At 63.0% G+C, this 9,625-nt stretch carries 11 protein-coding genes; 5 read left to right on the top strand and 6 right to left on the bottom strand.

Annotated elements, in window-relative coordinates; translation table 11 throughout:
• Together HP546_RS20085 and rubA are read right to left on the bottom strand one after the other, a co-directional pair.
• Window positions 1–732, bottom strand: a 732-nt coding sequence (locus HP546_RS20085; protein WP_172228679.1) for an NAD(P)/FAD-dependent oxidoreductase, incomplete at its 3' end; no start/stop codon positions are given.
• 16 nt (window positions 733–748) lie between these two features.
• Window positions 749–916, bottom strand: coding sequence for a rubredoxin RubA (rubA, locus tag HP546_RS20080; protein ID WP_172228677.1), 168 nt, complete (start codon window positions 914–916; stop codon window positions 749–751).
• 116 nt (window positions 917–1,032) lie between these two features.
• Between rubA and HP546_RS20075 the strand changes: the two genes are divergently transcribed.
• Window positions 1,033–1,590 carry a chorismate lyase gene (locus HP546_RS20075; RefSeq protein ID WP_172228675.1) on the top strand — a complete coding sequence of 186 codons (558 nt, stop codon included), beginning with the start codon at window positions 1,033–1,035 and terminating at the stop codon, window positions 1,588–1,590.
• The gene (gene ubiA / locus HP546_RS20070; protein ID WP_172228673.1) at window positions 1,590–2,480 is read left to right on the top strand and encodes a 4-hydroxybenzoate octaprenyltransferase; all 891 of its coding nucleotides are present in this window, start codon (window positions 1,590–1,592) and stop codon (window positions 2,478–2,480) included. The genes HP546_RS20075 and ubiA overlap by 1 nt, the downstream gene beginning before the upstream one ends.
• 120 nt (window positions 2,481–2,600) lie before the next feature.
• Here the strand turns inward: ubiA and HP546_RS20065 are convergent, their stop codons facing one another.
• Window positions 2,601–2,969 carry a hypothetical protein gene (locus HP546_RS20065; protein ID WP_172228671.1) on the bottom strand — a complete coding sequence of 123 codons (369 nt, stop codon included), beginning with the start codon at window positions 2,967–2,969 and terminating at the stop codon, window positions 2,601–2,603.
• 172 nt (window positions 2,970–3,141) lie between these two features.
• On the opposite strand from HP546_RS20065, the gene phoB reads away from it, so the two are divergent.
• From phoB to HP546_RS20050, 3 genes are all read left to right on the top strand, one after another.
• On the top strand, window positions 3,142–3,831 hold the full coding sequence (phoB, locus tag HP546_RS20060) for a phosphate regulon transcriptional regulator PhoB (RefSeq protein ID WP_003253341.1): 690 nt from the start codon (window positions 3,142–3,144) through the stop codon (window positions 3,829–3,831).
• A 48-nt stretch (window positions 3,832–3,879) separates the two neighbouring features.
• Window positions 3,880–5,187: a phosphate regulon sensor histidine kinase PhoR gene (gene phoR / locus HP546_RS20055; protein ID WP_172228669.1), complete on the top strand. Its 1,308-nt coding sequence runs from the start codon at window positions 3,880–3,882 to the stop codon at window positions 5,185–5,187.
• Between the two features lie 173 nt (window positions 5,188–5,360).
• Window positions 5,361–6,701 (top strand): hemolysin family protein, encoded by a 1,341-nt coding sequence (locus HP546_RS20050; RefSeq protein WP_172228667.1) that lies wholly within the window; start codon window positions 5,361–5,363, stop codon window positions 6,699–6,701.
• A gap of 12 nt (window positions 6,702–6,713) precedes the next feature.
• Here the strand turns inward: HP546_RS20050 and HP546_RS20045 are convergent, their stop codons facing one another.
• From HP546_RS20045 to phoU, 3 genes are all read right to left on the bottom strand, one after another.
• Window positions 6,714–7,610: a M23 family metallopeptidase gene (locus tag HP546_RS20045; protein ID WP_172228665.1), complete on the bottom strand. Its 897-nt coding sequence runs from the start codon at window positions 7,608–7,610 to the stop codon at window positions 6,714–6,716.
• Between the two features lie 240 nt (window positions 7,611–7,850).
• Window positions 7,851–8,744 carry a response regulator gene (locus HP546_RS20040; protein WP_172228664.1) on the bottom strand — a complete coding sequence of 298 codons (894 nt, stop codon included), beginning with the start codon at window positions 8,742–8,744 and terminating at the stop codon, window positions 7,851–7,853.
• A 164-nt stretch (window positions 8,745–8,908) separates the two neighbouring features.
• On the bottom strand, window positions 8,909–9,625 hold a 717-nt coding region (phoU, locus tag HP546_RS20035; RefSeq protein ID WP_172228662.1), incomplete at its 5' end, for a phosphate signaling complex protein PhoU.

Genomic DNA, 9,625 nt, shown 5'->3' with positions numbered 1-9,625 from the left:
GTCGGTACGCGGGCGCAGGCCGATGGCCGAGACCACCAGGTCGCAGGCGATCACGCTGCCATCCGACAGATGCGCCTCCAGGCCATGAGCTGCCTGCTGCAGGCGGGTCAGCACCGGGCCAAGGTGGAAACGCACACCCAGGGCTTGCAGCCCGGCCTGCACGGCGCTGGCAGCAGCCGGATGCAGCAAGGTTGGCATGACCTGCTCGCACGGCGCGACGACGTCGACCTGAAAACCGCCAAGGCTCATGTCGTTGGCGAACTCGCAACCGATCAGGCCGGCACCGAGGATCAGTACCCGCTGATTGCCATCGGCTGCAGCACGGAAGCGCGCGTAGTCTTCCAGGTCGTTGATCGGGAACACCAGCCGGCTGCCATCGCCCTCGATCGGCACCTGCACGGTCTGGGCGCCCCATGCCAGCACCAGGTCGCGATATTCCACGGCTTCTTCGCCGATCCACAGGCGCTTGTGGCCCGGATCGATGCCGCTGATACGGGTGTGGGTGCGTATCTCTGCGTTCAGTTGCTCGGCCATGGCACCCGGCTCGGCCATGCACAGGCCATCGGCGCCTTTGTGCTTGGCAAAGCCGGTGGAGAGCATGGGCTTGGAGTAGGACCGACCGTCATCGGCGGTGATCAGCAGTAGCGGCGTCTGCGTATCGAGCTTGCGAAACTCGCGGGCCAGGTTGTAGCCCGCCAGGCCGGTACCGATGATTACCACGGGGGACGTCATGTCGTGCTTTCCTCTATCAGCCGATGAAGATCATTTCAAAGTCGCTTTTGCCGACGCCGCAATCAGGGCACAGCCAGTCTTCCGGTACATCTTCCCAACGGGTGCCAGGGGGGATGCCGTCGTCCGGCCAGCCCTCGGCTTCGTCATAAATCAGGCCACAAACAATACACTGCCATTTTTTCATCAGGCTCAGTCCTCACACAGGGTAGGGCTTTGTAGCGGCCCTGCCGGCAGTATGCAAGCAGTCAGGGCAATCATGCTAAGCTCGCCGCCTCTCTGGCTGTAACAAAGCATACCAACGTGTCGTACGAATCCCCGCAAGCAGCCGCTGTCGCGTGGCTGCCGTATTCACAGCTGGCGACCGACATCGACCAGCCGATCCTTGACTGGCTGTTCGACGAGGGCTCGCTGACTCGCCGCCTGACCCGCCTGGCCAATGACCAGTTTTCCGTCACCCCACTGTTCGAGGGCTGGCAGCCGCTGCGCGATGACGAATGCCAGGCGCTGGGTATCGCTGCGGGTGCCGAAGGCTGGGTGCGCGAGGTGTACTTGCGTGGCCATGGCCAGCCTTGGGTGTTCGCCCGCAGCGTTGCCAGCCGCAGTGCCCTGCAGCGCGGCGGCCTGGACCTGAAAACCCTGGGCAGCCGTTCGCTGGGAGAGTTGCTGTTCTGCGACCAGGCGTTCATCCGCCACCCGATCGAGGTCTGCACTTATCCACAGGCCTGGCTGCCGCCTGCAGCGGCCGATGCAGCGCTCTGGGGGCGTCGCTCGCGCTTCGAACGTGGTGGCCTGGAACTGCTGGTAGCAGAAGTGTTTCTGCCGGCAGTGTGGCAAGCGGCCAAGGAGGATAACCGCTGATGTACCTGCAACTGCTGAAGTCGCTCAACCGTCTGCACCCGCGCGCGTGGGACTTTGTCCAGCTCAGCCGCATGGACCGGCCGATCGGTATCTACCTGCTGCTGTGGCCAACCCTGTCGGCAGTGTGGATTGCCGGCAACGGTTCGCCGACCTTGGCCAACGTGCTCATATTCGGTCTGGGCGTGGTGCTGATGCGCGCTGCCGGCTGCTGCATCAACGACTTTGCCGACCGCAAGGTGGACGGCCACGTCAAGCGCACCGCCGACCGCCCCCTGGCCAGTGGCCGGGTCCGGCCACGCGAGGCACTGGCGCTGTTCGCCATCCTGGTCGGGGTGAGCTTCCTGCTGGTGCTGTGCACCAACAGCCGCACGGTGTGGCTGTCGTTCGGCGCCGTGGCCCTGGCGTTCTGCTACCCGTTCATGAAGCGCTACACCTACTATCCGCAGGTGGTACTGGGGGCAGCGTATTCCTGGGGCATCCCCATGGCCTTCACTGCCGCAGGTGGCGGGCTGCCGGCCAGCGCGTGGCTGCTGTATATCGCCAACCTGCTGTGGACGGTGGGTTACGACACCTACTACGCCATGGTCGACCGCGATGACGACCTGAAAATTGGCGTGAAGTCGACCGCGATCCTGTTCGGCGAGGCCGACCGCAACATCATCCTGACCTTGCAGCTGCTATCGCTCGGCTGCCTGTTGCTGGCGGGCAGCCGTTTCGAGCTGGGTGGCTGGTTCCACCTGGGGCTGCTGGGTGCGGCGGCGTGCTTCGCCTGGGAGTACTGGTCGACGCGCAAGCTGGACCGGGACGCGTGCTTCAAGGCGTTCCTGCACAATCATTGGGCGGGGTTGCTGGTGTTCATCGGGGTGGTGCTGGATTACGCGTTGCGTTAATGCTGATGGCGCTATCGCCGGCGAGCCAGCTCCAACAGGTACGGCGCCACCTTCAGGGCTTGTACATGGCCTGGGGGAGCTGGCTTGCCGGCGATGGGCCGCACAGCGGCCCCGGCACCTTCAAGGCTTGGCAACGTGCCACACGTCCTTCATACCGTCACCGGTCATGTCGCCGGCCTTCTTGTCCTTGACGAAGGTGTACAGCGGCTTGCCGTCATAGGCCCATTGCATCTTGCCGTCATCACGCTTGATCTGCGTCCACTTGCCCTCGGCCTTTTCGCCATCACTGACCATCAATGGCGGCCAGTTGGTAGCGCATTCGCCATTGCACATCGACTTGCCGCCCGCATCCTTGTCAAAGGTGTACAGCGTCATGCCAGCATGATCGACCCACATGCCATCCTTCTCCATGGCATGGTGGGCCGAGGCCACCCCCGGGAGCGCCAGCGCAGTGAAAAGGGCCATCCAGCTCAGCGTTTGTCGTGTCATTGGATTCACCATTGTTTCGGGGGAAATGAGTTCGGATTGCCGCTTCAGCGGCCCTCTGAAGCCTAGTTCAGTCATGGAATGTCGCCAGAACGGCCAACACCCTGTCACACAGCTGCAATAATTCCGTTATCTAATGCGGGCCAAGACACCGAATCCAGGAGAGGTTTTGAGCATGGTTGGCAGGAACATTCTGATCGTCGACGACGAAGCGCCTATTCGCGAGATGATCGCCGTTGCCCTGGAAATGGCCGGCTATGACTGCCTGGAAGCGGAAAACTCCCAACAGGCCCATGCGATCATCGTCGACCGCAAGCCGGACCTGATCCTGCTCGACTGGATGCTGCCAGGCACCTCCGGCATCGAACTGGCCCGCCGCCTCAAGCGCGACGAGCTGACCGGCGACATCCCGATCATCATGCTTACCGCCAAGGGTGAAGAGGACAACAAGATCCAGGGCCTGGAAGTAGGCGCCGACGACTACATCACCAAGCCGTTCTCACCTCGTGAGCTGGTCGCCCGCCTGAAAGCCGTGCTGCGCCGCACTGGCCCGAGCGACAGCGAAGCGCCGATCGAAGTGGGTGGCCTGCTGCTCGATCCGATCAGCCACCGCGTGACCATCGATGGCAAGCCGGCCGAAATGGGCCCTACCGAATATCGCCTGCTGCAGTTCTTCATGACCCATCAGGAGCGCGCCTACACCCGCGGCCAGCTGCTGGACCAGGTCTGGGGTGGCAATGTCTATGTCGAAGAACGCACGGTCGATGTGCACATTCGGCGCCTGCGCAAGGCGCTGGGTGAAGCCTACGAAAATCTGGTACAAACCGTCCGGGGCACTGGCTACCGCTTCTCGACCAAGAGCTGATCGAGTTCAAAAGCGCCAAGCTGCACGTCGTTGTACAAGGACCGTCAATTGAACCAGAACTGGCACGCGACCCTGATTCGCCACTTGCTGCTGCTGATCACCGTCTGCCTGATAGGCGGGCTGGTCAGCGGCTACTATGGCTGGAGCCTGGCCATCGGCCTTGCGCTTTACCTGGGCTGGACCCTCAAGCAACTGTTGCGCCTGCATGACTGGCTGCGCAACCACCAACCCGACGAAGCACCGCCCGATGGTTATGGCCTGTGGGGCGAGGTGTTTGACAGCATCTACCACCTGCAACGCCGCGACCAGCGCGTGCGCGGCCGCCTGCAGGCAGTGATCGACCGGGTGCAGGAGTCCACCGCCGCACTGCGAGACGCAGTGATCATGCTCGACAGCGATGGCAACCTGGAATGGTGGAACCGCGCCGCCGAGACCCTGCTGGGTTTCAAGACCCCACAGGACGGCGGCCAGCAGGTGACCAACCTGGTCCGCCACCCGCGCTTCAAGGAGTACTTCGAGGCAGAGAACTACCTCGAACCGCTGGAAATCCCCTCACCGATCAACGACCGCATGCGCGTGCAGCTGCACATCACCCGCTACGGCAACAACGAGCACCTGATGCTGGTGCGCGATGTCACACGCATCCACCAGCTGGAACAGATGCGCAAGGACTTCGTCGCCAACGTGTCCCACGAACTGCGCACGCCGCTGACAGTCATCACCGGTTACCTGGAAACCCTGCTGGACAACGTCGAGGACGTCAACCCGCGCTGGTGCCGCGCCCTGCAGCAGATGAGCCAGCAGGGCTCGCGCATGCAGACCCTGCTCAACGACCTGCTGCTGCTGGCCAAGCTGGAAGCCACCGATTACCCGTCGGACAACCAGCCGGTGGCCGTCGATGCCTTGCTCGCGGCGATCAAGAACGACGCGCAGGCACTGTCGGGGCCGCGCAACCAGCGCATCACCCTGGAGGCCGCCCCGGGCATATGTCTGAAGGGCAGCGAATCGGAACTGCGCAGTGCCTTTTCCAACCTGGTGTTCAATGCCGTCAAGTACACCCAGGACGAAGGCAACATCCGCATCCGCTGGTGGGCAGATGCGCAGGGTGCGCACTTGTCGGTGCAGGACTCGGGGGTGGGTATCGATGCCAAGCACTTGCCACGCCTGACCGAACGCTTCTACCGGGTGGATTCAAGCCGTGCGTCGAATACCGGCGGCACCGGGCTGGGGCTGGCGATCGTCAAGCATGTGCTGATGCGCCACCGCGGCAAGCTGGAGATCAGCAGCGTGCCGGGGCATGGCAGTACCTTTACCTGTCACTTTACGCCGACACAATTGGCTAACGACAAGGGTTGATCGCGGCGCCGCTGTGCGGCCCTTTGCGGGCACGCCCGCTCCCACAGGGACCGCAATAAATCCTCGGCTATTTGCTTTTATTGCCCCAGCCGCTACATTGGATCCCCTGTGCCAGCTAGAGCTGGCACTTTTTTTCTTCCTATCTCAAAGACGGACCCCGTAAAAACTCCATCATGGACCCTTCCCCTGGTATCAGCCTCACCTCGTTATTCGCCGATTTCGGCATGATCATCTTCGCCTTCCTGCTGGTGCTGCTCAACGGCTTCTTCGTTGCCGCCGAGTTCGCCATGGTCAAGTTGCGCTCCACACGCGTCGAGGCCATCGCCGAACAGCACGGCTGGCGCGGCAGCATCCTGCGCAAGGTACACAACCAGCTGGACGCCTACCTGTCGGCCTGTCAGCTGGGCATCACCCTGGCCTCGCTGGGCCTGGGCTGGGTCGGCGAGCCCGCCTTCGCCCACCTGCTCGAACCGCTGCTGGCGTACTTCGGTGTCGACTCGCCCGAAGTAATCAAGGGTGTTTCGTTCTTCGTCGCCTTCTTCGTCATCTCGTACCTGCACATCGTAGTCGGCGAACTGGCACCCAAGTCGTGGGCGATCCGCAAGCCGGAGCTGCTGTCGCTGTGGACGGCGGTACCGCTGTACCTGTTCTACTGGGCGATGTACCCGGCTATCTACCTGCTCAATGCCAGTGCCAACACCATCCTGCGCATTGCGGGCCAGGGCGAGCCCGGCCCGCACCACGAGCACCACTACAGCCGTGAGGAGCTGAAGCTGATTTTGCACTCCAGCCGTGGCCAGGACCCAAGCGACCAAGGCATGCGCGTGCTGGCTTCGGCGGTGGAGATGGGCGAGCTGGAAGTGGTCGACTGGGCCAACTCGCGCGAGGACATGGTCAGCATCGACGCGCAGGCGCCGTTGAAGCAGATCCTGGCCCTGGTGCGCCGCCACAAGTTCAGCCGTTACCCGGTGTACGACGCCCAACGCGAGGAGTTCACCGGCCTGCTGCACATCAAGGACCTGCTGCTGGAGCTGGCCGAACTGGAGCACTTGCCCGAGAACATCGACCTGGAAGACCTCGCCCGGCCACTGGAGCGCGTGTCGCGGCACATGCCCCTGTCGCAGTTGCTGGAGCAGTTCCGCAAGGGCGGCGCGCACTTCGTACTGGTGGAGGAAGCCGATGGCAAGGTCATCGGCTACCTGACCATGGAAGACGTGCTTGAAGTGCTGGTGGGCGATATCCAGGACGAGCACCGCAAGACCGAACGCGGCATCCTCGCTTACCAGCCGGGCAAGCTGCTGGTGCGCGGCGACACGCCGCTGTTCAAGGTCGAGCGCCTGTTGGGCATTGACCTTGACCATATCGAGGCAGAAACCCTGGCCGGGTTGATCTACGAGACGCTCAAGCGTGTGCCTGAAGAAGAGGAAGTGCTGGAGGTCGAAGGGCTGCGCATCATCATCAAGAAGATGAAAGGGCCGAAGATCGTGCTGGCCAAGGTGCTCAAGCTGGATTGACGGCTATACCGATCAGGGGTTGCCCGCAGTAAAATCCGGCAACCCGCTGATCGGCCTGTCGAACCGGTATGGAATCGACTCCAGCGCCAACCCGACGTTGCGCTGCACCACGAAATGCAGGTGCGGGCCGGTGCTGTTACCGGTATTGCCCGACTTGGCCAGCACCTGGCCTAGCCGCACCCGCTGCCCCGCCGCCACGGCCACCGATCCGCGCATCAGGTGCAGGTAGACGCCCATGGTGCCGTCGGCGTGCAGGATCCTGACGAAGTTGCCGGCCGGGTTCGGCCCGCGTCCGCTCTGGCTATTCTCCATGCTCACCACCACACCCTCCCGCGCCGCAATGATGGTAGTACCTTCGGGCATGGCGATATCCATGGCGTAACGCCCCTTGGGGCCGAAATGGCTGACACGACCATTCGGGCCCTGGGTGACACGGAAAGGCCCCCCCACCCACGGGAACGCGTAACGGTAGCCTTGCGGCCGCTTGCCGGGGTCACCCATTGCCTGCAGCAGGGTCGAGCGGTAATTCAGCAATGTCCCGGGGCGCCCCCTCAGCACGCTGAGCAGCTGTGTTGTACGCGGCGGCAGCACGCGGCGCACGAAGCGCGGGGCATCGCCGCCTTGTGCATTGACCAGGTTGTCCAGGCGCAACTCGACCTGCACGGGCACAAGCAGTTCGTTACGTGCCGAGAAACTCACGCCCCCCTGAAACACGATCGCGTTCAGGCGTACCTCGCTTTCCATCATCTCGAACATGGGTTCGTTCAGCTGCGTAGCCCTGGAACCGGGGCCTGGCCGATCGGAGTACGAGACCATCCCGCGGTCATCGGTGATCGCATGCAGGGTAACGCCCAGGCTCGACGCCGAGGCCAGGAGCAAGGCACAGAACAGCAGCAGGCGGGCGGGCATGATAGTGGCTTTTTGACAGTTATGATCTGTCGAAGCCTAGCAGCAGGTTTTGTGGCGGGTATGACAGCTGGTCGGATGACACGCTGTGTGGGAGCGGGCGTGCCCGCGAAGCAGGCGACGGGGTGGATGGCACGGGCTTCGCCCGTGTTCGCGGGCAAGCCCGCTCCCACAGGGATCGCACAGGCTTTTCAAGTTCTGCGCCAGGCAGTCGCTCCCCTGGGCGCATCCTGCCCTTGGCTATCAAGCGCCGGGGGAGAAGTGTTTCTGCGCAGTGCCACGGGCAATCAGCCGCGACAGGTAGTCGAGCTTCTGGGCGTCCTGGTCGACAAACTTGAAGGTCAGTTGCAGCCAGTCACTGTCAGGCTTGGGCTCCAGTGCGGCAACGGCATGCAGGTAGCCATTGAGCCGTGCCACTTCAGCGCTTTCGCCCTGTTCCAGGTCCAGCACCGCGCCCTCCAGCACCTGCGGCAGCGCTTCGCTGCGGCGCACTACCAGCAGCGCTTCTTTAAGGCTCAGCGCCTTGATCACGCACGGCTGCATGCCACTGGCCAGGCGCAGCTGGCCCTGCCCGCGACCGCTCGGCGTGGTGCTAGCCGTCGCGGCTGCAGCGGGAGCCGTGACCACTGGCCTGGCGGGAGCCGGCGCCGCGACCTTGACCGCCTCCGGCTTGCCGGCTGTCAGCGCATTCAGCGAATCATTGGCAAACGCTGAATTGCCCCGTGCAGGGCCGATGGCCATCAGGCTGTCGAGCTTGCCGATTTTGCTCAGGGCTTTTTTCACCTTGGTCAGCAGTTGCTCGTTGGTGAACGGCTTGCCGACAAAATCGGAAACGCCCGCCTGAATCGCCTGAATGACGTTTTCCTTGTCGCCACGGCTGGTCACCATGATGAACTGCAGGTTTTTCAGCGCAGGCTGCTGACGGCACCAGGTGAGCAGTTCCAGGCCGGACATTTCCGGCATTTCCCAGTCACACAGGACCAGGTCGAATGCTTCCTTGCCCAGCATGGCCATGGCCTTGCGACCGTTGACCGCATCGTCGATGGCCATGCCCGGAAAGGCATTGCGCAGGCACTTGCGGACCAGGTCACGGATAAACGGGGCGTCATCCACGACCAGCACATTCACTTTACTCATCGATACTCCTTTTGAATCCCGACTAGCCTACTGGCAAATAATGGCCATTTGCTACAACCTGGTCACGCCGGGACTTCTTCACATCGTTCGCGGGTGCCTGCCGGCTCCTCGACCGCAAACGAAAACGCCCGGCGTAGGCCGGGCGTCGATGCACGGGAGCAACCTTATTTATCGTCAGGTTTGCCCGGAACATTAGCCTTTTCGCCGTCGGCGAAAGCGGTACCCTGCACTTCTGCAGTCATGCGCTTGAGGCCCATGTGGCGCACGTCGGTGCCGCGCACCAGGTAGATCACCAGCTCGGAGATGTTGCGCGCATGGTCACCGATACGCTCCAGCGAACGCAGCGCCCAGATCACGCTGAGTACCCGCGAGATCGAGCGCGGGTCTTCCATCATGTAGGTCACCAGCTCGCGCAGGGCGGTCTTGTACTCGCGGTCGATGGTCTTGTCGTACTGGGCCACCGACAACGCCAACTCGGCGTCGAAGCGGGCAAAGGCGTCCAGCGCGTCGCGCACCATGTTGCGCACCTGGTCACCGATATGGCGCACTTCGACGTAACCGCGCGGCGACTCGCCCTCTTCACACAGCTGGATGGCACGGCGGGCGATCTTGGTCGCCTCGTCACCGATGCGCTCCAGGTCGATCACCGACTTGGAAATGCTGATGATCAGGCGCAGGTCGGAGGCCGCCGGCTGACGACGGGCGAGGATGCGCACGCACTCCTCGTCGATATTGCGCTCCATCTGGTTGATCTGCTCGTCCACTTCGCGCACTTGCTGGGCCAGGCCCGAGTCGGCCTCGATCAACGCGGTTACCGCGTCGTTGACCTGCTTTTCCACCAGGCCGCCCATGGCCAGCAGATGGCTGCGCACCTCTTCGAG

It is taken from the genome of Pseudomonas sp. CM25 (assembly GCF_013179705.1).
Lineage (GTDB): Bacteria > Pseudomonadota > Gammaproteobacteria > Pseudomonadales > Pseudomonadaceae > Aquipseudomonas.
Note: the sequence above shows the minus strand (reverse complement) of the source record. Positions and strands in the feature narration are given on the sequence as shown.